This is a genomic window from Actinoallomurus sp. NBC_01490, assembly GCF_036227085.1.
In the GTDB taxonomy this organism is placed as follows: domain Bacteria; phylum Actinomycetota; class Actinomycetes; order Streptosporangiales; family Streptosporangiaceae; genus Actinoallomurus; species Actinoallomurus oryzae.
Genome location: NZ_CP109433.1, coordinates 3,455,913 through 3,477,500 on the forward strand (window position 1 = coordinate 3,455,913; position 21,588 = coordinate 3,477,500).

Annotated in this window: 22 protein-coding genes and 1 tRNA gene; 14 read left to right on the forward strand and 9 right to left on the reverse strand. The window is 72.7% G+C overall.

What is annotated here, in order from left to right; translation table 11 throughout:
* Positions 1–65: 65 nt before the first annotated feature.
* From OG417_RS16540 to OG417_RS16550, 3 genes are all read left to right on the forward strand, one after another.
* On the forward strand, positions 66–623 hold the full coding sequence (locus OG417_RS16540) for a DUF6939 family protein (protein WP_329256368.1): 558 nt from the start codon (positions 66–68) through the stop codon (positions 621–623).
* A 74-nt stretch (positions 624–697) separates the two neighbouring features.
* Complete coding sequence (locus OG417_RS16545; protein ID WP_329256370.1) at positions 698–1,477, forward strand: endonuclease/exonuclease/phosphatase family protein; 780 nt, start codon at positions 698–700, stop codon at positions 1,475–1,477.
* Positions 1,478–1,661: 184 nt separating this feature from the next.
* A tRNA-Glu gene (locus tag OG417_RS16550) sits at positions 1,662–1,734 on the forward strand.
* 162 nt (positions 1,735–1,896) lie between these two features.
* On the opposite strand, the gene OG417_RS16555 is transcribed toward OG417_RS16550, so the two are convergent.
* Entirely contained in the window at positions 1,897–5,052 is a 3,156-nt protein-coding gene (locus OG417_RS16555) for an AfsR/SARP family transcriptional regulator (protein WP_329256371.1), read from the reverse strand.
* 80 nt (positions 5,053–5,132) lie between these two features.
* Here OG417_RS16555 and OG417_RS16560 point away from each other — a divergent pair, with 80 nt between their 5' ends.
* Positions 5,133–6,188 (forward strand): DUF2332 domain-containing protein, encoded by a 1,056-nt coding sequence (locus OG417_RS16560; protein WP_329256372.1) that lies wholly within the window; start codon positions 5,133–5,135, stop codon positions 6,186–6,188.
* Here the strand turns inward: OG417_RS16560 and OG417_RS16565 are convergent.
* Positions 6,181–6,678 (reverse strand): ATP-binding protein, encoded by a 498-nt coding sequence (locus tag OG417_RS16565; RefSeq protein WP_442875694.1) that lies wholly within the window; start codon positions 6,676–6,678, stop codon positions 6,181–6,183. The genes OG417_RS16560 and OG417_RS16565 overlap by 8 nt on opposite strands.
* A 197-nt stretch (positions 6,679–6,875) precedes the next feature.
* Between OG417_RS16565 and OG417_RS16570 the strand changes: the two genes are divergently transcribed.
* Positions 6,876–7,112, forward strand: coding sequence for a DUF397 domain-containing protein (locus OG417_RS16570; protein ID WP_285571323.1), 237 nt, complete (start codon positions 6,876–6,878; stop codon positions 7,110–7,112).
* 141 nt (positions 7,113–7,253) lie between these two features.
* Positions 7,254–8,159 (forward strand): helix-turn-helix domain-containing protein, encoded by a 906-nt coding sequence (locus OG417_RS16575; protein WP_329256376.1) that lies wholly within the window; start codon positions 7,254–7,256, stop codon positions 8,157–8,159.
* Positions 8,160–8,192: 33 nt separating this feature from the next.
* Here the strand turns inward: OG417_RS16575 and OG417_RS16580 are convergent, their stop codons facing one another.
* From OG417_RS16580 to OG417_RS16595, 4 genes are all read right to left on the reverse strand, one after another.
* Entirely contained in the window at positions 8,193–9,053 is an 861-nt protein-coding gene (locus OG417_RS16580) for an SAM-dependent methyltransferase (protein WP_329256378.1), read from the reverse strand.
* Positions 9,054–9,131: 78 nt separating this feature from the next.
* Complete coding sequence (locus OG417_RS16585) at positions 9,132–10,034, reverse strand: hypothetical protein (protein ID WP_329256380.1); 903 nt, start codon at positions 10,032–10,034, stop codon at positions 9,132–9,134.
* Positions 10,035–10,077: 43 nt separating this feature from the next.
* On the reverse strand, positions 10,078–10,722 hold the full coding sequence (locus tag OG417_RS16590; protein ID WP_329256382.1) for a MerR family transcriptional regulator: 645 nt from the start codon (positions 10,720–10,722) through the stop codon (positions 10,078–10,080).
* Between the two features lie 79 nt (positions 10,723–10,801).
* Positions 10,802–11,515, reverse strand: coding sequence for an IclR family transcriptional regulator (locus tag OG417_RS16595; protein ID WP_329256384.1), 714 nt, complete (start codon positions 11,513–11,515; stop codon positions 10,802–10,804).
* Between the two features lie 76 nt (positions 11,516–11,591).
* On the opposite strand from OG417_RS16595, the gene leuC reads away from it, so the two are divergent.
* The 4 genes from leuC (at position 11,592) to OG417_RS16615 (ending at position 14,323) form a co-directional block, all read left to right on the forward strand.
* Positions 11,592–12,989: a 3-isopropylmalate dehydratase large subunit gene (gene leuC, locus OG417_RS16600; protein WP_329256386.1), complete on the forward strand. Its 1,398-nt coding sequence runs from the start codon at positions 11,592–11,594 to the stop codon at positions 12,987–12,989.
* 18 nt (positions 12,990–13,007) lie between these two features.
* On the forward strand, positions 13,008–13,598 hold the full coding sequence (gene leuD / locus OG417_RS16605; protein ID WP_329256388.1) for a 3-isopropylmalate dehydratase small subunit: 591 nt from the start codon (positions 13,008–13,010) through the stop codon (positions 13,596–13,598).
* A 31-nt stretch (positions 13,599–13,629) separates the two neighbouring features.
* Positions 13,630–13,932 (forward strand): hypothetical protein, encoded by a 303-nt coding sequence (locus tag OG417_RS16610; protein WP_329256390.1) that lies wholly within the window; start codon positions 13,630–13,632, stop codon positions 13,930–13,932.
* Positions 13,933–14,038: 106 nt separating this feature from the next.
* Positions 14,039–14,323, forward strand: a complete 285-nt coding sequence (locus OG417_RS16615) for an HU family DNA-binding protein (RefSeq protein WP_285569221.1) — start codon at positions 14,039–14,041, stop codon at positions 14,321–14,323.
* A gap of 144 nt (positions 14,324–14,467) precedes the next feature.
* Here OG417_RS16615 and OG417_RS16620 read toward each other — a convergent pair whose 3' ends face one another.
* Together OG417_RS16620 and cofC are read right to left on the reverse strand one after the other, a co-directional pair.
* Positions 14,468–14,668 carry a cold-shock protein gene (locus tag OG417_RS16620; protein ID WP_329256392.1) on the reverse strand — a complete coding sequence of 67 codons (201 nt, stop codon included), beginning with the start codon at positions 14,666–14,668 and terminating at the stop codon, positions 14,468–14,470.
* A 71-nt stretch (positions 14,669–14,739) separates the two neighbouring features.
* Positions 14,740–15,393 (reverse strand): 2-phospho-L-lactate guanylyltransferase, encoded by a 654-nt coding sequence (cofC, locus tag OG417_RS16625; protein WP_329256394.1) that lies wholly within the window; start codon positions 15,391–15,393, stop codon positions 14,740–14,742.
* 81 nt (positions 15,394–15,474) lie between these two features.
* Between cofC and OG417_RS16630 the strand changes: the two genes are divergently transcribed.
* The 4 genes from OG417_RS16630 to OG417_RS16645 all read left to right on the forward strand — a co-directional run bounded on the left by OG417_RS16630 (position 15,475) and on the right by OG417_RS16645 (position 19,729).
* Complete coding sequence (locus OG417_RS16630) at positions 15,475–16,281, forward strand: lysophospholipid acyltransferase family protein (protein WP_329256396.1); 807 nt, start codon at positions 15,475–15,477, stop codon at positions 16,279–16,281.
* Positions 16,278–17,282 (forward strand): NAD(P)H-dependent glycerol-3-phosphate dehydrogenase, encoded by a 1,005-nt coding sequence (locus OG417_RS16635; protein WP_329256398.1) that lies wholly within the window; start codon positions 16,278–16,280, stop codon positions 17,280–17,282. The genes OG417_RS16630 and OG417_RS16635 overlap by 4 nt, the downstream gene beginning before the upstream one ends.
* A 6-nt stretch (positions 17,283–17,288) precedes the next feature.
* The gene (locus tag OG417_RS16640) at positions 17,289–18,536 is read left to right on the forward strand and encodes a trans-sulfuration enzyme family protein (protein WP_329256400.1); all 1,248 of its coding nucleotides are present in this window, start codon (positions 17,289–17,291) and stop codon (positions 18,534–18,536) included.
* Positions 18,537–18,631: 95 nt separating this feature from the next.
* A complete protein-coding gene (locus tag OG417_RS16645) occupies positions 18,632–19,729 on the forward strand; it encodes a D-alanine--D-alanine ligase family protein (protein ID WP_329256402.1) in 1,098 nt (365 codons plus the stop codon).
* 16 nt (positions 19,730–19,745) lie between these two features.
* Here the strand turns inward: OG417_RS16645 and OG417_RS16650 are convergent, their stop codons facing one another.
* Complete coding sequence (locus OG417_RS16650) at positions 19,746–21,575, reverse strand: beta-propeller domain-containing protein (protein ID WP_329256404.1); 1,830 nt, start codon at positions 21,573–21,575, stop codon at positions 19,746–19,748.
* Between the last annotated feature and the right edge of the window lie 13 nt (positions 21,576–21,588).

The window sequence follows — 21,588 nt, forward strand, 5'->3', positions numbered from 1 at the left end:
ATGCTGAAACCGTCGGTGCCGTCGGTCAGGCTGGACCCGATCCGCAGCGGGGGAGAGGGGCCGGCATGCCGATCCACGTCGCGAGCCGCCGTCGTTCGGCGGCCAGGCTCGCCGAGGCCTTTCCGGCGGCGCGCATCATCGACGTGACCTCGCGGGCCGAGGAGCCCTGGGTGCGGCTCAGCCCCTTCTACCCGCACGGCGGCATCCCGGTGCCGCGCTCACCCGGAGTCACCGCGCAGTCGGTCGAGGGCATCTGGCAGGCGCTGAAGGTCTTCGCCACCGCGGACGTCGACCGCGCCGTCCTCGGCAACACGCGCATGCGCGGGCTGAAGCGCACCGTGCGCAGGTACGGCCCGGTTCGCGGCCACCGCGACGGGCTCGACGGCGAGACGCTGCTGCCGTACGAGACGGCGCGGCGCCGCATCTACCTGCCGGCCTACCGCTGGGTGCTGGAGAACAGGACCGCCGACCTGGTCGACCGCCTCCGCGCCATGGCCGCCGGCGGCGACGTCGTCCTGCTCGACTACACGACCAACGGCGACGTCGCCGACCCGTCCGCTCCGCTGTCGCACGCCGCGCTCATCGCCCACCACGTGCGAGGTCACTGGCCGCGGGAGGCGTGACGCCGGGTGACCCGGGCCGGTCGAGCATGGCGCGACGCTCGGAACGGCCGCTGAAAGCGTGGTAGAGCGGAGCCATGACGTATGACATCGCGGAGCCCTACGGGCCGCTCATCACGACCACGCTGCGTCTCGTCACGTGGAACGTCTGGGCGCGTTTCGGGCCCTGGGAAAGCCGGGAGACCGCGATCAAGGCCACCCTGGCACGCCACGACCCGGACGTCGTCGCCCTCGTCGAGGCATGGGACGGCCAGGCGGAGCGGCTCGGGATGCCGCACCACGTCTTCGCGGGCGAAGGCCTGGCCGTGCTGTCCCGCTGGCCGATCGAGCGGCACGAGTGGCGTCGCCTGCCCGGCCCCGAGGGAGCCGGGGGCGGCGTCGTGTTCACCGAGATCGCCGGGCCGCGCGGTCCCGTTCAGCTCTTCACGGTGGCGCTGACCTGGCGGCTGGAGCACGGCGCGGTGCGGCAGGAGCAGGTACGCGCGCTGAGCGCGTTCGTCGCCGAACTCCAGCGCCGGAGCCGGCCGACGATCGTGTGCGGTGACTTCAACGCCGACCCGGACAGCGACGAGATCCGCATGCTGACCGGCAAGGCCGCGACGGCAGTGCCGGACCTGGTCTGCTACGACGCCTGGGACACCGCCGGCACCGGCGGTCCCGGTCACACCTGGGCGCGGGCCAATCCCTGGGCGGCCCCGGTGTTGTGGCCCGACCGGCGGATCGATCACATCCTGTCCGCCTGGCCCCGGCGCGGCGGCGCCGGCCATCCGGTTCACTGCGAGGTCATCGGCGCCGACCCGGTCGACGACGTCGTCCCCTCCGACCACTACGGCGTCCTCGCCGACCTGCGGTATTAGACGGACGTTGGGACCGGAGGTGTCTCCGGTTGGCTGTCGTCGCCGGGGGTCGGTATGCTTTTCCCGCCGATGAACGCGGATTTCGATCCGCGACTTCGGCGCCTCGAAGATCCCGGTTCGTACAACGGGAGAACGTCCGCTAAGCTGGGCGTCGCCCGCGAGGGAGACCAAGCGGGCGGGGTGAGGTCCCGTCGTCTAGTGGCCTAGGACGCCGCCCTCTCAAGGCGGTAACGCCGGTTCAAATCCGGTCGGGACTACAGCAGGAAGGGCTGATCGCTATAACGGCGGTCAGCCCTTTTGTCATAGGCGTCCTTCGCTTACACCTCAGGGGGCGCAGGGCTCAATTTCGCCCCATTGTTTCCAGATATGTGGTGACGCATGCTTGGGATCGACCGGCGTCATCCACCGCCGACCGCACGTCAGGTGCCGACGAGCGCGAGCGCCTCTTCGCGGGCCATCGTCGCGCCGCGTGCGAACGCCGCCGCGTACGCCGCCTCGCCGATCAGCTCCCCGGCCCGGCGGGCGACGCGCGCGATGTCCGGGTCGCCCGCCACGGAGATCCCGCGCAGAGCCGCGCCCGCGCCGAGCAGCGTCGCGGCGCGTTCCCCGTCACCACGGAGCACCGCCACCCCGGCCAGCCCCTCGACGGCGTCCGCCGCGGCCCGCGCGTCGTTGCCGCCGACGCCGAGCGCCTGCCGGTGCCACGCCTCGGCCGCGGCGGCGTCTTCATCGGCCTCGGCGATCCGGCCGAGGCTGACGAGGACGCGTCCCCGTACCTCGGTGACGCCGAACGACGCCGCCGTGCAGGCCTTCAGCGCCTCCTCGGCCAGGCGGCGGGCCGCGTCCAGGTCGCCGGTCAGCCGCGTCAGCTCGGCGAGCCCGTGCCGGACCTGCGCCACCCTCTCCGGCGAGCCCGACCGGCGCGCGAACTCACCGGCCTGCGCGTAACACGAACGCGCTCCGGCGACGTCGCCGGCACGCCCCAGCCCCTCGGCCCGCAGGCACAGCAGGTCGGCGATGTCCTCGGCGGCATCGAGCCGGCGGACCAGCGCGAGCGCCTCATCGGCCAGCGCGAGCGACCGGCGGTCGTCCCCGCGCCAGGCCGCCAGGCGGGCCAGTGCGGACAGGACCCCGGCCAGTCCCCAGCGGTCGCCGACCGCCCGGAATCCCTCGGTGCTGGCCGTGAACTCGGCCTCGGCGCCGTCGACGTCGCCCTGGAAGAGCAGGACGTACCCCCACCCGAGATGACGGAGCGCCAGCGACCACGGGTCGTGGCCCATCAGCCGCTCCTGCAGCTCGACGTCCGCCGCGGCCGGCCCGGTGCCGAGCGCCCACATCACGGTCACCACCGGGCGCAGCGGCCGGTGCTCACCGGCCTGGCGGCCGGCGGCCACCACGTCGAGGAACCGCTGGAGGTCGTGCACCGGGAATCCCTGGACGCCGCCGATGACGATGACCAGGACGGCGAAGAGGTACTCCTCCTCCAGCCCGGCCGGCGGCTCGGGCCCGATGACGTCGAGCAGTTCGAGGGCGACCGGCACGCCCTCGCTGCGCAGCCCGCGCAGCCACCAGTACGACCCCACGGCCGTGAGCAGGCGCAGCGCCAGAGGCGGGTCGGCGCGCACGGCCCACCGCAGCGCCGCCATGAGGTTGCCGTGGTCGGCGTCGAGCCGGGCCAGCCAGTCCACCTGCTCGGCCCGGCGCAGGTACGGCTCGGCGGTCTCGGCCAGGTCGAGGAAGTACGCGGCGTGCGCCGCGTGCGTGGACTCGTTCTCGCCGGCCTCGGCCAGCCGCTCGGCGCAGAACGCCCGGATGGTGTCGAGCATCCGGTAGCGGCCGCCGGCGTCCTCGACGAGCGACTTGTCCACGAGGTCGGCGAGCAGATCGTCGACGTCCTCGGCGGGCAGGCCGCACACACGCGCGGCGGCGTCCGGCGTCGCGCCGCCGGCGAAGACCGTCAGCCGCCGCGCCAGGGTCCGTTCGTCCTCGCCCAGCAGGTCCCAGCTCCACTCGACCACCGCACGCAGCGTCCGGTGCCGGGGCGCCTTCGTACGGTCGCCGCGCGAGAGCAGCCGGAACCGGTCGTCCAGGCGGGCGGCGACCTCCTCCACGGTGAGCGAGCGCAGGCGTGCGGCGGCCAGCTCGATGGCCAGCGGGAGCCCGTCGAGCGCGACGCAGATCCGCTGGATGGTGCCGAGCTCGGCCGTCGGGTCCAGATCCGGGCGTACGGCGGCGGCACGGTCGGCGAACAGGCGGATCGCCGGATATTCCAGCGCGTCGAGGGCGTCCGCCGCGGGCGGTGGCAGGGGGAGCGGGGGAAGCGGGCACAGGCCCTCGCCGGTGATGCCGAGCGCCTCGCGGCTCGTCGCCAGCACGCGGAGCTCCGGGCAGGCGCCGAGCAGCCGGTGCGCGAGCCGGGCGGCGCTGTCGACGACGTGCTCGCAGTTGTCGAGGATGAGCAGGAGCGGCCGTTCGGACAGGGCGGCGACGAGCCGCGCCTCGGGGTCGGGCCGCGCCTCGGCCGGCTGCGCGAACAGGCCGGACTCGCGTAGCCCGAGGGCCTCGACGACCGCCTGCACGACCGTGTGCCGGGCCCCCGCGGCGTCGACCGGTGCCAGGTCGACGAAGCACACCTCGCCGTTCTCCTGCGCTGCCGCCTCGATCGCCAGGCGGGTCTTGCCGGACCCGCCCGGGCCGAGGAGCGTCACGAGCCGTCCGGCGGCGAGCAGCTTAGAGATCCGCCGCAACTCCTCCTCGCGCCCGACGAAGCTGGTCAGCTGGGCCGGCAGCGCGCGGCGCGCGCCCGGCGTCTCCGGCGGCGCGGCCGGCCGCTCGGCGCGCAGGATCGACAGGTGCACGGCGGCCAGCTCGGGTGACGGGTCGGCGCCGAGCTCCTCGGCGAGAACCCGGCGCGTGTCCTCGAACACGGTGAGGGCCTCGGCCTGCCGGCCGCTGCCGTGGAGCGCGCGCATCAGCTGGCCGCGCGGACGTTCGCGCAGGGGATGGGCGGCCACCAGCTCCTGGAGCTCCGGTACGAGGTCGCGACCGCGGCCCAGCGCCAGCGCGGCCTCGGCGCGGTCCTCCAGCGCGGACAGGCGCATCTCCTCCAGCCGTGCGGCCTGCGCCTCGGCGAACGGCGCGTCGGCCACATCGGCCAGCGCGGGCCCGCGCCACAGGCCCAGCGCCTCGCTCAGCAGGTCCATCGCGGGCGCGGCGTCACCCGCGGCCAGCGCGGCCCGCCCCTCCCCGGCGAGGCGCTCGAACCGGTGGACGTCGACGTCTTCGGCCTCGACGGCGAGGCGGTAACCGGCCGCGTGGAACTCCACCACCCCGGAGGCGAGGCCGGCGGCGGCGAGGCCGCGCCGGAGCCGGGAGACCTGGGACTGCAGGGCGTTGGCGGCGCCCGCGGGCGGTTCGTCGCCGTACAGGCCGTCGATGAGGCGCTCGGTGGTGACCAGCCGGCCGGCGTTCAGCAGCAAAAGGGCGAGGAGCGCGCGCACCCTCGGGCCACCGACCGACAGGGCGTGCCCCTCGGCGGACCGCACCTCCGTCGCTCCCAGAATGCCGAACTCCATGGCGTCGATTGTGGCGCATAGGAGACATATTGATCCTAATCAACATTGACGATGATTGATCGGCTTGCGACGATCCCGGCATGAGCACCGCCCAGAGCGCAGCCGACCCTCTCGCCGAGCTCTTCGCCGCCTCGCCGCGTCATTTCGCCGACTCGCCGCTGTACACGCGGCTCGGCCGGGTGGTCGCGGCCGATGAGCGGCTGCTCGCCATCGCCCGGCACGCCCGATCCGGCCAGCTGCCCTCCAACCTGCTGTTCGCGTCAGTGCACTACCTGCTGCTCCGCGATCCGGCGCAGGAGCTGGCGGCCTGGTACCCCTCGACCGGACGCGGACCCGCGGCCGGTGATCCCGGCCCGGCGTTCACCGCGTTCTGCCTGAGCCGGCGCGAGGAGATCATCGAGCTGATGCGCCGCCGTCTCGTCCAGACGAACGTCGTGAAGCGCTCGGTCCTGCTGCGGCTCGGCATGACGGTGGTCGCGTCGATGACGGACGAGCCGGTGACGCTGATCGAGGTGGGGTCCAGCGCGGGCGTGCACCTGCGTTTCGACGACTACCGGTACGAGATCGGGGGGCGTACGTGGGGGAGGGCGTCCTCACCCGTCGTCGTGGCGGCCGAGTGGCGCGGGGACGGGGCGCCGCCCGACCTCGGCCCGCTGCCCGCCATCGCCGATCGTGTGGGCATCGACCTCAACCCCATCGACGCCGGCGATCCGGACGAGCGGCTCTGGCTGCGGGCGCTGATCTGGCCGGAGAACCTCGCGCAGGCGACCCTTCAGGACGAGGCGCTGCGGGCCGTGGCGGCGAACCCGCCCCGCACGTACGCGGGGGACGCGGTCGACCTGCTGCCGGAGGTGGCCGCCGAGGTGCCGCGCGGGGCGCCGATCGTGATCTTCCATTCCGCGACGCGCCTGCACGTGGCCGCCGAGCGGAGGGAGGCCTTCGACGCCGCGATCGCGGGGGCCGGGCGGGAGCACGACCTGTTCCATCTGTCCTTCGAGGGGGCCCGTGACCTCGGGACGGATGCGTTCGCCCTCGAACTGCGCCGCGGCCGTGAGCCGGTCCGGCGGCTGGCGATCGGCCACGGGCACGCGGAGTGGCTTTCGGACTCCGGAGCCGGCCGGCCGTGCGTCAGATGATCGAGAAGGACGCCCAGACCGCCTTGCCGCCGCCGAGGAGGGGCGTCCAGCCCCAGGCGCGGCTGATGGCCTCGATGATGTGCAGGCCGCGGCCGGTCTCGGCGACCCAGTCGGGCTCCTGCATCTTGGGCGCGGTGTCGGTCGGGTCGGTCACCATGCAGACGAGCTGGCTCTCGTAGCGGGCGAGCACCAGGCGCAACGGGTCGTGGGCGGTGGGGCACAGGCCGTACCGGATGGCGTTGGTCACGAGTTCGGAGACGACCACCGCGGCGTCGTCGTAGAAGTCACCGAGACTCCACCGGGTAAGTGTGTCTTTTGTCACATGACGGGCGATACCCGGCGAGGCAGCCTCAGGGGGCAGGTCCTGGGCGGCGACCAGCGGCCGACCGCCGTCCGACCAAGGGGTGCCGTCAAAAGGGCGGAGCCAGTCGTCCCACCCCTGGTCGTTGAGGGGGACGCCGGTGGTTTCGCTCGGTGGCGGCAAGTTCATTGCGGACCCTGGGGGAAGTCGGGGACGTCGCGGGGCGCTTCATGCGCCGTTCCGCTATCTTGCTCCTCAAGTCGTGCATATGCAAGCACGCATGCACGCACGGATGCACGTGCATGTGCACGAGCGTTGTGCCGCTCCCGGAAGGGGTCCGACCTTTGGCTCACCGGTCGGGCGGTCTTGGATGGCTTGGAGGCGACATGTATCAGGCCTACAACGGAATATCGGCAGCCCGCCTGCGGGAGGCCAGCTGGCTCAAGAGCCATGCCAGTAATCCGAGTGGAAACTGCGTCGAACTCGCCGAACTACCGTGCGGCGAGATCGCGATTCGCAACTCACGGTTCCCGGACGGCCCCGCGCTGCTGTACACCCGGGCGGAGATCGACGCTTTCATCAAAGGAGCGAAGGACGGCGACTTCGATCACATGCTCGCCTGAGGCGAGCGACCATACGCCGCCTGAGGCGGGCGACCACCCGCTCGCCGAGGGCCGGCCGAACCCTGCCCGCACGAGGCGGGCGCTTTGCAACGACGGGCTCCAGTGGGACACTGGGCCGATTCCAGTGTCCTAGGGGAGCACATGATCGGGTCCCATGCCGGCGGTGAAGACACCGCACGCGACATGTTCGGCCCCCATCGCGGTGGGCCGACCGTGTTGCGCATCATCCTGGGTTCCCAGCTGCGCCGCCTCCGCGAGCAGCGGCAGATCACGTGCGAGGAGGCCGGTGCGGCGATCCGGGGTTCGCACTCGAAGATCAGCCGCATGGAGCTGGGGCGCGTGCGCTTCCGGCGCCGCGACGTCGCCGACCTGCTGACGCTCTACGGAGTGGACGACGAGAGCGACAAGGCGGCGATGCTCACGCTGGCCGACCGGGCGAACGCCCCGGGCTGGTGGCACAGCTACTCCGACATCCTCCCGGCCTGGTTCGAGGTCTACATCGGCCTGGAGGAGGCCGCGTCCCGCATCCGCGCGTACGAGGTCCAGTTCGTCCCCGGCCTGCTGCAGACCGAGGACTACGCGCGCGCCGTCACGCTGCTGGGCCACCCGACGGCCCCGGGCCACGAGGTGGAGCGCCGCGTCGGCCTGCGGATGCGGCGACAGTCGCTGCTGCAGTCCGACGACCCGCCGCACCTGTGGGCGGTCGTCGACGAGGCGGTGCTGCGGCGCCCGCTCGGCGGAGTCCAGGCGATGCGCCGTCAGCTGCGGCACCTGCTGGAGATGACCGAGCTGCCGAACGTCACGCTGCAGATGGTGCCGTTCGCCCTCGGCGGGCACGCGGCGGCGGGAGGGCCGTTCAGCATCCTGCGGTTCGCCGAGCGCGACCTGCCCGACGTGGTCTACCTCGAACAGCTCACCAGCGCCCTCTACCTCGACAAGCGCGAGGACGTCGACCACTACCACGTGGTGATGGAGCGGCTCTGCATCGACGCCGAGCCGGCCTCAAAGATCCGCGACACCCTCAACCGCATCCTCAAAGAGATGTAGCGCTGGATCCTCAGCGAGTCCGGCACTGGATCCTCAGCGAGATCCGATGCCGGCTCCGCGCGCCCGCCGGGCGCGGTTGCAGGGCTTGCGGCCGACGCCGCCGACCTTCCAGACCGTCTCCGCCGCCCGCGCGTGCAGCGGGTGGTCCGGGCGCCACTGACGCAACCAGACCAGACCGGGGTCGACCAGCTCGAAGCCGTCGAAGAACCCCAGCACGTCCTCGCGGTTGCGCGCGGTGTTCGCCGTGGGTCGGTGGAGGGCGGTCCGGTAGACGTCCTCGATGGGGCCGGCGACCTCGGGCCGGATGTCGAAGACGAGATGAGAGAGGGCCAGGTGGCTTCCCGGCGCGGTCGCGTCCCGCAGCGTCGCGACGCTCTTGTACGGATCGTCCGCGTTCGGGATGACGTGCAGCGCGCCGAAGATGAGGACGGCGACCGGCTCGTCGAAGTCGATGACGCCGCGCACCTCGCGGTCGTCGATGAGTTCCTGCGGGTGCAGGATGTCGCCCTCGACGACGGCCGTGCGTTCGTCGCGGGCGAGGACCGCGCGGCCGTGTGAGATCACGACCGGGTCGTTGTCGACGTAGACCACGCGGGCGTCCGGGAGCACCGAGCGCGCCACCTCGTGCGTGTTCTGGAGGGTGGGAAGGCCGGACCCGATGTCGAGGTACTGCCGGATGCCCTGCGCGGCGAGGAAGCGCACGGCACGGCCGAGGAAGTTCCGGCTCTCGGCCGCGATCGCCCTGATCTCCGGAGCGATCGCGAGCAACTCTTCCGCCGCGCGCCGGTCGGCGGCGAAATTGTCCTTACCGCCGAGAAAGTAATCGTTGATGCGGGCGATGTTCGGCCGGGTCGTGTCGAACTCCCCGAGTGCCCGCCGCGCCGCGCCGGTCACATTTCACCCTTTCTACCGCTGTGACCCGATCTTAGACCCATGCGGAGATCACCAGCATCGATCTGAATTGTCCGGTAGTCAGGAAGCGTCGGCCGCGAGGTCGCGGGCGCGGCGGCGCGCCTCTCGCGCGGTGCGTTCGGCGCGGCGGTGCTCCCGCTCGGCCACCTGGGTCCGGCGGGAGAGGTCCGTCTGCCGGGCCTCGGCCTCGTGCACCCGCCGGCGCAGGTCGTCGAGGTCCCGTTCGGCGTCGGCCAGCCGCCGCCGGGCCTCCTCGACGGAGGACGCCCACTCGGCGAGAGAGCGCTCGGCCTCCTCGGCCTCGCGCTCGGCGGCGCGGGCCCGCTCCGCGCGCCGTTCCCGCTCCTGCCGTTCCCTGCGCTCGCGTTCCTTCCGGGCGGCCTCGCCGTCCTCGCGTTCCTTCCGGGCGGCCTCGTCGTCCCCGCGTTCCTTCCGGGCGGCCTCGTCGTCGTCGCGGGCCTTCTTCGTCCGGTGCGGCGGGGGCTTCGGGCGGGCCGGCGGCGGGGCGGCACCGAACGGGCCGAAGCCCGCGTGCCGCAACGGATGGTCGAGCCGCCCCGCGCGTACGGCCTCCGCGGCCGACGGGTCGGCGATCGCGGCGCGCAGCGTCTCGTCCACCTCGTCGGCGAAGGCGTCGCTCAACGGCCGCCCGGCCTCGTCGGCCAGCGTGCGGGCGCGCCGGACCAGACCGTCGACGAGAGAGTCCCGTTCGCGGTCCAGGGCGGTGAGGTCGCCGCCCTCCGACCAGGCCGCGCGCATGCGTTCGCCGAGCTCCAGCACGGGGCCGACCGCGTCGTCGCGGACGAGGAGGTTCACCGCCCACGCCGGGACGGTCGGGCGCCGCATCGCGGTGAGGCGCCGGGCGTCGTCGCGCGGCAGCTCGCCCGCCAGCCGCTTCCGGGTCGCGGTGAACTCCGACGGCAGCACGCCGTACAGCTCGTCGGCGGCCTCGTCGAAATCCACATCGTCATGATTACCCGTGCCCGGCCGGACGTGAAGCCTGCGGTCAGCGGCTCTCGGCGTCGGCGCCGAACCGGCGGGCCGAGGCGTCCTCCTGGGCCATGCGCCGCAGCGCGAGCAGCACCTTCTCGTACAGCACGTTCGTGGCGACCGCCGTCTGCACGGCCCGGCCGCGCTCGCCCTCGACCGGTATGCCACCGATCTCGTGCTCGGCGATGATCGTCGCCGCCTCGATGTAGGGCCGCAGGTCGGTCCAGACGATGGGCCGCCCGAGGCGGCGCAGTGCGAGGAACGCCTGGGCGAGCAGGTCGCGGGTCGGCGCGTCCGGGGACACCTGCCAGCCGAGCTCGGCGACGATGGCGTCCACGTCCTCGCGGGCCGAGCGCCAGTCGGGCTCGTCCGGCCGGGCCTCGGCCGCCGGGCTCAGTGTGTACGCGGCGGTGCCGAGCAGCTCATGCAGGCCGACCGCCTCGTCGTCGACGGCGCCGATGATGCGCTTCACCGCCGCGACGGACAGGTCGCCGACCTCGCGGAGCGCCCGGATGAGACGCAGCCGCTCGAGGTGCTCATCGGCGTACTCCGCCCTGGTCGCGGCGGTCGCCGCGCCTTTCGGCAGCAGACCCTCCCGGATGTAGTACTTGATCGTCTGCACCGGCAGGCCGCTGCGGTCGCTGAGCTCGGAGATCTTCATCTGCCCCCCAATTTGGATACTAGCGCTATCCAACGTTGGGGAGTGTTGCTATCCGACAAGCGGTGCCGACTCCGCGGCGTCAGGGTCGGCGCATCGACTCGGAGATCTTCTCGGCGGCGGCGAGGACCGGCGGGGCGTGCATCCGGCCGGGGGAGCGGCTCAGGCGTTCGATCGGGCCGGAGACGGAGATCGCGGCGATCACGCGCGCGCCGGTCCCGCGGATCGGCGCGGACACCGACGCCACGCCCTGCTCGCGTTCGCCGACGCTCTGGGCCCAGCCGCGGCGGCGGACGGAGGCCAGCGTCGTCGCGGTGAACTTGGCGCCGCGCAGGCCCCGGTGGAGGCGGTCGGGCTCCTCCCAGGCCAGCAGGATCTGGGCCGCCGACCCGGCCGTCATCGGCAGCGAGCTGCCGACCGGCACGGTGTCGCGCAGGCCGCTCATCCGCTCGGCCGCCGCCACACAGACGCGTGCGTCGCCCTGGCGGCGGTAAAGCTGGGCGCTCTCGCCGGTCAGGTCGCGCAACTGGGTCAGGATGGGCTGGGCGACGGCCAGCAGCCGGTCCTCGCCGGCCGCGGCGGCGAGCTCGGCCAGGCGGGGGCCGAGGATGAACCGGCCCTGGGTGTCGCGGTGGACCAGTCGGTGGTGCTCCAGCGCGACGGCGAGGCGGTGGGCGGTGGGGCGAGCCAGACCGGTCGTCTGCACGAGCTGGGCCAGCGAGGCGGGGCCGGCCTCCAGGGCGTTCAAGACGAGTACCGCTTTGTCAAGTACGCCGACTCCGCTAGAGTTGTCCATGCCTCGATACTGCCGTCTCGCAATCTGAGATGCAAGTCGTGAGCAAAGGAGCCCAGGACCAAGAAGAGGTGAAGTGATGGGCCGGACACTGGCGGACAAGGTTTACGACGCGCACGTGGTGCGCAGCGCGGAGGGCGAGCCGGACGTCCTCTACATCGATCTTCACCTCGTCCACGAGGTGACGAGCCCGCAGGCCTTCGACGGCCTGCGCATGGCGGGCCGCAAGATCCGCCGGCCGGACCTGACGATCGCCACCGAGGACCACAACGTCCCGACGACCGACATCCTGGCCCCGATCGCCGACCCCGTCTCCCGGACGCAGGTGGAGACCCTGCGCAAGAACTGCGCCGAGTTCGGCGTACGTCTGCACCCGATGGGCGACGCGGGGCAGGGCATCGTGCACGTGATCGGCCCGCAGCTCGGGCTCACCCAGCCCGGCATGACGGTCGTCTGCGGCGACTCGCACACGTCCACGCACGGCGCGTTCGGCGCTCTGGCGTTCGGCATCGGCACGAGCGAGGTCGAGCACGTCCTGGCGACGCAGACGCTGTCGCAGAACAAGCCCAAGATGATGGCGGTCACCGTGAACGGTGAGCTGCCCTACGGCGTGACCGCCAAGGACCTGATCCTGGCGATCATCGCCCGCATCGGCACCGGCGGCGGCCAGGGCCACATCATCGAGTACCGCGGCGAGGCGATCCGCGCGCTCTCGATGGAGGGCCGCATGACGGTCTGCAACATGTCCATCGAGGCGGGCGCCCGCGCCGGCATGATCGCGCCGGACGAGACGACCTTCGCCTACCTCGAAGGCCGCCCCAACGCCCCGAAGGGCGCCGACTGGGAGGCCGCCAAGGAGTACTGGCGGTCGCTGCGCACCGACGACGACGCCGTCTTCGACCGTGAGGTCGTCATCGACGCCGCCGAGCTGACCCCGTTCGTCACCTGGGGCACCAACCCCGGCCAGGGCGCTCCGCTGTCCGCGAGCGTGCCGGACCCGTCCTCGTTCGAGGACCCGACCCGCCGCAGCGCCGCCGAGCGGGCCCTGGAGTACATGGGCCTGACCGCCGGCACCCCGCTGCGCGACATCGCCGTCGACACCGTGTTCGTCGGCTCCTGCACCAACGGCCGCATCGAGGACCTGCGCGCCGCGGCCGAGGTCGTCAAGGGTCGCAAGGTCGCCGACGGCGTCCGCATGCTGGTCGTGCCGGGCTCGATGAAGGTCAAGGCGCAGGCGCAGGAGGAGGGCCTCGACGCTGTGTTCACCGAGGCCGGCGCGGAGTGGCGCGAGGCGGGCTGCTCGATGTGCCTCGGCATGAACCCCGACCAGCTCAAGCCGGGGGAGCGCAGCGCCTCGACCTCCAACCGCAACTTCGAGGGCCGGCAGGGCAAGGGCGGCCGTACCCACCTGGTCTCGCCCGCCGTCGCCGCCGCCACCGCCGTCACCGGCCGCCTGGCCGCTCCCGCCGACCTGTAACGAGGAGACCCAGCAGACATGGAAGCCTTCACCGTTCACACCGGGCGCGCCGTGCCGCTGCGGCGCAGCAACGTCGACACCGACCAGATCATCCCGGCGGTCTGGCTCAAGCAGGTCAGCCGTACGGGCTTCGACAAGGGGCTGTTCTCCGCCTGGCGGGAGGACCCGGAGTTCGTGCTGAACCGTCCGGAGTACGCCGGGGCGTCGATCCTGGTCGCCGGGCCGGACTTCGGCACCGGATCCTCGCGTGAGCACGCCGTCTGGGCCCTGCAGCAGTACGGCTTCCGCGCCGTCATCTCGGCCCGCTTCGGCGACATCTTCCGCAACAACGCCACCAAGATGGGCCTGCTGCCGATCCAGCTGCCCGAGGACTACATCGAGCGCCTGCAGGACAAGATCGAGGCGAATCCGGCCAAGGAGTTCACCATCGACCTGCCCGCCCGCGAGCTGCGCTGCGACGAAGGCGGCGTGCGGTCCTTCGAGATCGACGACTACACCCGCTGGCGCCTGACGGAGGGCCTCGACGACATCGGCCTCACCCTGCGGTACGCCGACGACATCACCGTCTATGAGAAGAACCGGCAGCCGTGGCTCCCGGTGACCGCCTGAGGGACCGGGACAGGGCGGTCTCCGCCCGTCCGTGTACGCCGGCGGGGCGCGCGTCGTCCCCGCCGGCGGCCTCGCCGCGCCGGAGCCACCGAAAAAACCGGGTGTGATTATGAACGCATCGCGCGGGAGCTGGAACGATCCGCAGCTCGACGCCCTGGCGGATGGGCTCCGGATCGCGCATGCGCGGGTCGCGAAGCTATCGCCGCTGGTCAGACCGCAGATGACCAGGCATTTGCTGGTCATCACCGACCTCGCCAAACGGGATGCCGCGCTCGCCCTGAGACGCCTCGAATCATTCCTCAGCGATCTCGACGGCGATGAAAACGTTCCCTGAGAGGCACTTCCGCCTGCGACACAGCCGAAAACCTCAGCCATGGGTGATTGTGTAGATGCTGCGAGTCCCCTAGTTTCAAGCGAGCAAGGGGGAAGAGGAGTAACCCATGAACAAGCGTGAGCTCGTCGACGCCGTCGCCGAACGAGTGGGCAGTAAGAAGATCGCGGGAGAGGCCGTCGACGCGATTCTGGACACCATCCAGGACACCGTCGCCAAGGGGGAGAAGGTCGCCATCACCGGCTTCGGCTCCTTCGAAAAGGCGGATCGACCCGCCCGAGAGGCCCGTAACCCGGCGACCGGCGCCACCATCAAGGTGCCGGCGACGTCGGTCCCGAAGTTCAAGGCCGGTGCCGATTTCAAGGGTCAGGTGGCCGGTCCCAAGAAGAAGTAACACCCGAAGAAGCGACGCATACGGTCGGCGCCCGGAGAGACATCCCGTCTCCCGGGCGCCGTCGGCGTCCGCGGGCCCCCGACCTCAGACCGGCAGGGCTCAGGCCCGCGACGCTCAGGTCCGTAAGGCTCAGGTCCGTAAGGCTCAGGGCAGGGGGAACGTCGACAGGGTGATCGCGGTGATCCAGCCCTCCTCGACGGCGATGTTGACCCGCTGACCGAGACGCAGCAGCCGCAGGCCGCCGGCGTCGAACGCCAGCGCGCCGAAGGTCATCTCGCTTCCGTCGTCCAGCAGCACGCTTCCGCTGCGCGTGTCACGATCGAACGCCTTCACCGTCGCCTGCATAACCGCAGAGCTTAGAGCCTGCCCGCGAGTCCCTGATGTCCCCGGCGGCGCGGCGGGGCTCGGAGGCAGGACTAACGGCGTGCGGAGGGCAGGAGCGGGGCGACCGAGGCCGTACGGGGGCCGACGCCGAGCTCCAGGGCGGCGTGCAGGTCGTCGATCGTGTCGACGTCGCGGCGCACGCTCGGGACGTCGTCGAGCGCCAGCTCCCGTGCGCCGCCGTCGCGGTGGCGGGCCCGTGACTCCAGGCCGAAGGCCGGGGTGAAGACCGCGTCCGGCCGGGCGGTGTAGAGCGTGGTGCCGACGCCCGCCGCGTCCGGGACGAAGGCGTTCGGCACCGCGGCGGCGGCGTCCAGCACCCGCGTCAGCTCGGCGGGGCGCAGCGACGGCAGGTCGGCGCTCAGCGCGCCGACGGCGCGTTCGGGGGCCAGGCGCCGGGCCTCGGCGGCGCCGTGGACCAGCGCCGGGTTCAGGCCGTCGTCGGGTTCGTCGGGCACGATGATGGCGCCGAGGGCGGCCAGCTCCGGCGCGGCGACCGGATCGTCGGTGACCACGACGACCCCCTCGACCCGCGATGATCGGAGTACGGCCGATACCGTGTCGGTCGCGATCGCCAGCGCGAGCCGCTCGCGGTGCGGCCCGGCGGGTCCGGACAGGCGCGACTTCGCCCGTGCCAGCGGCTTGACCGGCACGACGAGCGTCCAGGTGAGACGGTGGGTACGAGGCATCGTGGGTCGACACTATGCGGAACCAACCGCGAGACTTGACCGGACCCCGCAGTTGGCGGGGACGAACCTAGGAGATGGGCAATGAAATATTCGCCCGTGTGGCGCACGATCGTCGTGGGGATCCTGCGGCCGTTGCTGTTCAGCCTGCTCAAACGCGACTGGAAGGGGCAGGAGAACATCCCCCGCACGGGCGGCGTGGTCATCGCGCCCAACCACCTGTCCGAGTCCGACCCGCTGGCGCTGGCCCACTTCGTCTACACCAGCGGCCGATTCCCGGTGTACCTGGCCAAGGACTCGGTGTTCAAGAGCCGGGTGCTCGGCCACATCCTGCGCCGTACCGGCCAGATCCCGGTCTACCGCGACCGCTCCGACGCGGGCCTGGCGCTCCGCGACGCGGAGAAGGGCCTGCGCTCCGGCGAATGCGTGATCTTCTACCCCGAGGGCACCTGCACCCGTGACCCGGACCTGTGGCCGATGACCGGCAAGACCGGCGCGGCCCGCGTCGCGCTCACCACCGGCGTCCCGGTGATCCCGGTCGCGCACTGGGGCGCGCACGAGCTGTGGCGGTACGGCACGAAGAAGATCCGGCTGTTCCCGCGCAAGACGATGCACGTCGTCGCCGGGCCGCCCGTGGACCTGTCGAAGTACGAGGGAAGGCCGCTCGACGCCGAGACGCTCACCGCCGCGACCGTCGACATCATGACCGCCATCGCCGCCCTGCTGGGCGAGCTGCGCGGCGAGACGCCGCCGGAGACGCTCTATGACCACCGCGCGGCGACGCGCGCCGCCCGCGCCGCCAAGCGGGGCGCCGGCGCGGAGGGCGGCGGGAGCGACAAAGACGGCACGGACGACACGGACGGCGACAATGAGGAGGCCAAGGCCTCTTGAAGATCGCAGTACTGGGAGCAGGGTCCTGGGGGACCGTCTTCGCCAAGGTGCTCGCCGACGCGGGCGGCGACGTCACCCTCTGGGGGCGCCGTACGGACGTCGTCGACGCGATCAACCGGACCCGTCGCAACCCCGACTATCTCCCGGACACCACGCTGCCGGAGCGCCTGAGCGCCACCACGGACGTCGCCGAGGCCCTCGACGGCGCGCCGTACATCGTCCTGGCCGTGCCCGCCCAGACCCTGCGCGCCAACCTGCAGGAGTGGCGGCCGCTGATCGGCGACGACGCCGTGCTGGTCAGCCTGATGAAGGGCATCGAGCTCGGCACCTGCAAGCGGATGAGCGAGGTGGTCCGCGAGGTCGCCGGGGTGCCGGAGGAGCGGGTCGCGGTGATCAGCGGGCCCAACCTGGCCCGCGAGATCGCGCTGGAGCAGCCCTCGGCCGCCGTCGTCGCCTGCACCGACGAGCCGACCGCGCAGAAACTCCAGCTCGCCTGCATGACGCCCTACTTCCGCGCGTACACCAACCCGGACGTCGTCGGCTGCGAGCTGGGCGGCGCGGTCAAGAACGTCATCGCCCTCGCCGTCGGCATCTCGGTCGGCATGGGCATGGGCGACAACGTCCGCGCCCTGCTGATGACGCGCGGGCTCGCCGAGATCGCCCGGCTCGGTGCGGCGCTGGGCGCCGACCAGCACACCTTCGCCGGGCTGGCGGGCATGGGCGACCTCGTCGCCACCTGCGGCTCGCCGCTGTCGCGCAACCGGACGTTCGGGGAGAACCTCGGGCGCGGCATGAGCCTGGACGAGGTCATCGCCGTGACGAAGCAGACCGCGGAGGGCGTCAAGTCCTGTGACGCGGTGCTGGAGCTCGCGCGGCGCCACCACGTCGAGATGCCGATCACCGAGGGCATCGTGGCCGTCATGCACCGCGGCCTGAGCCCCGTCGAGGCCGGCCGGCTGCTGATGTCGCGCACCCCCAAGCCGGAACGCTACGGAGTCTGAGAGCACATGAGTGAACAACCGTTCGGTGAGAACACCCGCGCGGTCCACCTGCCGCCGGCCCCCGTGCCCAGCCAGCAGCCGCTCGGCACGCCCGTGTGGCGCTCGGCCACCTACGCGTTCCCGACGTCGCAGGAGTACGCCGACGTGCTGGGCGAGCGCATGCCGGGCTACACCTACAGCCGGATCGACAACCCGACCTCCGACGGGTTCGCGGCGGCGGTCGCCGCTCTCGAGGGCGCGCGCGTCGGCGGCGTGACGGGAGAGGCGTTCGCGTCGGGCATGGCGGCGATCACCGGGGTGCTCCTGGCGTACACCCACGCGGGCGCGCACGTCGTCGCGCCCGCCGCGGCGTACGGCGGCACGTACGGGCTGTTGTCGCAGCTGCTGTCGCGGTTCGGGGTGGCGACCGACTTCGTCGACATGACCGACCCGGCGAAGGTGCGCGCGGCGATCCGCCCCGAGACGCGGCTCGTGTGGGCCGAGACCCTGGCGAACCCCACCATGGCCGTGGCCGACCTGCCCGCGCTGGCGGAGGCGGCACACGAGGCGGGGGCGCTGCTGGTCGTCGACTCGACGTTCGCGACGCCGGTCGTGTGCCGCCCGCTGGAGCACGGCGCGGACCTCGTCGTCCACTCGGCGACCAAGTACATCGGCGGGCACAGCGACGCGACGGGGGGTGTCGTCGTCGGCCGTACCGGCGTGATCGCGCCGGTCCGCGCGGTGCGCATCCACACCGGAGGATCGCTGGCGCCGGACGAGGCCTTCCTGCTGCGCCGCGGGCTGGAGACGCTGCCGCTGCGGGTGCGCCGCCAGTGCGACACCGCCGCGCTGCTGGCGGCGGCCGCCGCCCGGCACCCCGCGGTCGCCCGGGTCGACTACCCGGGCCTGCCGGACCACCCCGGCCGTGAGACGGCCCGCCGGCTGTTCGACTCCGGGCCGGAGGGCACCCGGTTCGGCGCGATCGTGACGATCATCCCGCACGGCGACGCCGCGGCCGGCATGGCCCTCGCGGACGGCCTCCGCCTGGCGAAGGTGGCCACCTCACTGGGCGGCACCCACACGCTGGCCGGGCACATCGCCTCCACGACGCACCGGCAGATGGACGAGCGCGCGCTGGCGGCCGCGGGCATCGGCCCGGCGGCCGTCCGCTTCTCCGTCGGGCTCGAGGACGCCGACGACCTGATCCACGATGTCAACAATGCCTTGAGCGCTCTGGGGCGGATCGGGGAACACGAGGGGGCATTGAACTCGTAACCCGGCCCGGCCGTTTCGCGCGGCCAGGCGGCGAAACACGCCGTGTAGGGTCGAGGCTCGCGGGTGTCGTCGCAGGTGAGAAGAGGGGTGGAGGCATGCGCAAGGTTCGTGTCGCCGTCGTTTTCGGCGGCCGTAGCTCCGAACACGCGATCTCCTGTCTCACCGCGGGCGGCATCATCGCGGCGATCGACCCGGACCGCTACGAGATCGTCCCGGTGGGCATCGCCCGCGACGGCCGCTGGGTGCTCGCCTCCGGGCAGCGGCTCGCGATCGAGGACGGGCACCTGCCCGAGGTGGACACCGGCGGCGCGGCCCTCGCCCTCCCGTTCGACGGGCCGGGCGGCGGCCTGATGGTCGTGGCGCCCGGAGAGGTGCCGCGCGCCCTGGGCGAGGTCGACGTGGTGCTGCCCCTCCTGCACGGCCCGTACGGCGAGGACGGCACGATCCAGGGCCTGCTCGAACTCGCGGGAGTCCGCTACACCGGCGCCGGGGTGTTCGCCAGCGCCGCCAGCATGGACAAGGCCTTCATGAAGGTCATCCTGCGGGGCGCCGGGCTGCCCGTGGGCCCGTACGTGGTCGTCGGCGACCGCCGCTGGCGGCGTGAGCGCAAGCGCGTGGTGGACGACGTCAAGGAGCTCGGCTGGCCGGTCTTCGTCAAGCCCGCGCGTGCCGGGTCGAGCATGGGCATCTCCCGCGTCGACGCCGAGCCGGACCTGGAGGCCGCGGTCGAGGCCGCGCGCGAGCACGACCCCAAGGTGATCGTCGAGGCGGCGGTCGAGGGCCGCGAGATCGAGTGCGGCGTCCTCGAGGGGCTGGACGACGGCCCGCCCGAGGCCAGCCTGCCCGCCGAGGTGCACGTCGGCGACGGCCACGACTACTACGACTTCGAGGCCAAGTACCTCGATGAGGGGCTGCGGCTCGACATCCCGCCCGACCTGCCGCCCGCCGTCATCGAAGACGTCCGCAGGTTGTCGGTGCGGGCCTTCGAGGCGGTCGGTTGCGAGGGCCTCGCCCGGGTCGACTTCTTCTACACGCCCGAGGGGCGGGTCATCGTCAACGAGATCAACACGATGCCCGGGTGCACGCCGGCGTCGGCGTTCCCCAAGATGTGGGCGGCGACCGGCCTGGACTACCCGGCCCTCGTGGACCGCTGGATCCGTACGGCGATGCGGCGGCCCGTCGGCCTGCGCTGAGCCGGCGACCAGGCTCTCAGGCGAACGGCAGCCAGGCCGTCCTGGCGAGGGTCGTCGCGTCGTCGGCCTGCAGACCGGACGGCGACAGCGTCCACAGCGTGCCGCCGACCAGCAGCGGCCGCTGGACGGGGCCCGCCGCGTCCGGCTGCCGTACGCTCCCCAGACGCCGTACGCTCGCCGGGCCGGCCGAAAGCACCAGGGCCCCGTCCCGGCCGCCCATCGGAACGACCGTCAGGCCGGTGGCCGGCCAGTAGAGGAACGCGCGCGGGTCGCCCTCGACCGCCGACCATGAGGACGGCAGCGTGTACCCGCTCAGCCTCTTCGGCGCGGCCGGGTCGCTCACGTCGAACAGCGACACCTGGGCGCCCTTCACCCGCCCGTTCGCGTCGGCCTGCTGACCGACCCCGATGAGCCGTCCGTCGCCGGCCGGGTGCAGGTAGGCCGAGTAGCCGCTGATCTTCAGCTCGCCGGTGACGCGTGGCCGGGCGGGATCGCGCAGGTCCAGGGTGTACAGCGGGTCGGTCTGCCGGAAGGTGGCGACGTAGCCGACCGGGCCGGCGAAGCGCACCGCGTAGAGCCGCTCGCCTCGGCCGAGCCCGCCGGCCTCACCCACCTGCCGCAGGCGGTTCCCGCGCCGGGCCAGGACGTACACGGCGCTCTGGGACGTGCCCGGGGACGTCGCGGTGCCTCCGGAGGTGGTGGCGACCCGCAGGTTCCCGGCGTACTCGGACAGGGCGTACCGGTTCACCGGGGTGCCGGGCACCGAGCCGGAGGCGGCGAACCGGGGCGGGCCCGAGCCTCCCGCGTCGAAGCGGTAGATGTCGGTCCGGTCCGCCGAGCCGGACGGGTGGTCGGTGACGTACAGGCCGGTGCTCGATCCGTACACCGTCTCGCCGCCGGCCACCACGCTGACCGGGGAGGCGTCGGCCATGTCGCCGGACAGGTCCACCGACAGCACCGAGACCAGCGACAGCCCGGTGTAGGACGGCGGATGGCTGACCTGGTCGCACGGCACCTTCTCGGCCGTGGTGCGACCGCCGCGCGTGACGCTGTAGCGCGGCAGCCACGCGTCCAGCGGCGCTTTCCCGACCGCCCCGCGGTTCGCCGCGGTCGCGTCGGCGTCGCTGCCGCCGTGACGCTGCGGGAAGGCGATGTTCGGCGCCGACCGCATGACGATCCGCGCGGTCGGGCCGGTGCGGCGGGCGTCGACGTAGGAGCCGTCGAGGCGCATCGAGCTCACCACGCGTGGCGCGCCGTGCAGGTCGACGAGCACCAGGCGCGGACCCGGTGTGCTGCGGGCGGTCACCGGCCCGTCGACGATGCCCCCGCGCGCGAAGGTGATCGCCGGGCGCAGGACGACGAGTGCCCGGTCGCCGTACAGCATCAGCTCACCGGCGGACCACGCGCCGCCCTCCCGCAGGTCCAGCGAGCCGGTCTGCCTGCGGGACGCCGCGTCGACCACGACCAGCCGCCCGCGCGCCACCGTGACGATCCGGCGGCCGTCGGTCTTGACCTGGTCGGGCTCGTCGACGCCCGGCTCCTGCACATTCGTGTCGGAGTGGGGCGTGGCGGCCTGCTGCTTGGCCGTCAGGTCGCCCGGGACGCGCCCGCTGACGAGCGGACGCATGACCGGGTCACCCGCCAGGCCGTAGGGGCCGACGTGCGCCGCGGTGGCCTTGCGCAGGCCGCTGAGGAGCTCGCCGCAGTCGTCGTAGGCGACCAGGCGGAGCGAGGGGGCGGGGCGTGCGGGGGCGGCGAGGCTGCTCGCGCCGCATCCAGCGATGATCAACCCGGCGACCGCGACCGCGAGGACCGGCCGGCCGCCCGAACTCGAATCGGAGCCCATGGGTCTTGGACGC

What these genes read in the sequence shown, in the direction of transcription:
- OG417_RS16540 (WP_329256368.1), top strand. Translation starts at nt 66, where the DNA reads ATGCCGATCCACGTCGCGAGCCGCCGTCGTTCGGCGGCCAGGCTCGCC.
- OG417_RS16545 (WP_329256370.1), top strand. Translation starts at nt 698, where the DNA reads ATGACGTATGACATCGCGGAGCCCTACGGGCCGCTCATCACGACCACG.
- OG417_RS16555 (WP_329256371.1), bottom strand. Translation starts at nt 5,052, where the DNA reads ATGGAGTTCGGCATTCTGGGAGCGACGGAGGTGCGGTCCGCCGAGGGG.
- OG417_RS16560 (WP_329256372.1), top strand. Translation starts at nt 5,133, where the DNA reads ATGAGCACCGCCCAGAGCGCAGCCGACCCTCTCGCCGAGCTCTTCGCC.
- OG417_RS16565 (WP_442875694.1), bottom strand. Translation starts at nt 6,678, where the DNA reads ATGAACTTGCCGCCACCGAGCGAAACCACCGGCGTCCCCCTCAACGAC.
- OG417_RS16570 (WP_285571323.1), top strand. Translation starts at nt 6,876, where the DNA reads ATGTATCAGGCCTACAACGGAATATCGGCAGCCCGCCTGCGGGAGGCC.
- OG417_RS16575 (WP_329256376.1), top strand. Translation starts at nt 7,254, where the DNA reads ATGATCGGGTCCCATGCCGGCGGTGAAGACACCGCACGCGACATGTTC.
- OG417_RS16590 (WP_329256382.1), bottom strand. Translation starts at nt 10,722, where the DNA reads ATGAAGATCTCCGAGCTCAGCGACCGCAGCGGCCTGCCGGTGCAGACG.
- OG417_RS16595 (WP_329256384.1), bottom strand. Translation starts at nt 11,515, where the DNA reads ATGGACAACTCTAGCGGAGTCGGCGTACTTGACAAAGCGGTACTCGTC.
- leuC (WP_329256386.1), top strand. Translation starts at nt 11,592, where the DNA reads ATGGGCCGGACACTGGCGGACAAGGTTTACGACGCGCACGTGGTGCGC.
- leuD (WP_329256388.1), top strand. Translation starts at nt 13,008, where the DNA reads ATGGAAGCCTTCACCGTTCACACCGGGCGCGCCGTGCCGCTGCGGCGC.
- OG417_RS16615 (WP_285569221.1), top strand. Translation starts at nt 14,039, where the DNA reads ATGAACAAGCGTGAGCTCGTCGACGCCGTCGCCGAACGAGTGGGCAGT.
- OG417_RS16620 (WP_329256392.1), bottom strand. Translation starts at nt 14,668, where the DNA reads ATGCAGGCGACGGTGAAGGCGTTCGATCGTGACACGCGCAGCGGAAGC.
- cofC (WP_329256394.1), bottom strand. Translation starts at nt 15,393, where the DNA reads ATGCCTCGTACCCACCGTCTCACCTGGACGCTCGTCGTGCCGGTCAAG.
- OG417_RS16630 (WP_329256396.1), top strand. Translation starts at nt 15,475, where the DNA reads ATGAAATATTCGCCCGTGTGGCGCACGATCGTCGTGGGGATCCTGCGG.
- OG417_RS16640 (WP_329256400.1), top strand. Translation starts at nt 17,289, where the DNA reads ATGAGTGAACAACCGTTCGGTGAGAACACCCGCGCGGTCCACCTGCCG.
- OG417_RS16645 (WP_329256402.1), top strand. Translation starts at nt 18,632, where the DNA reads ATGCGCAAGGTTCGTGTCGCCGTCGTTTTCGGCGGCCGTAGCTCCGAA.
- OG417_RS16650 (WP_329256404.1), bottom strand. Translation starts at nt 21,575, where the DNA reads ATGGGCTCCGATTCGAGTTCGGGCGGCCGGCCGGTCCTCGCGGTCGCG.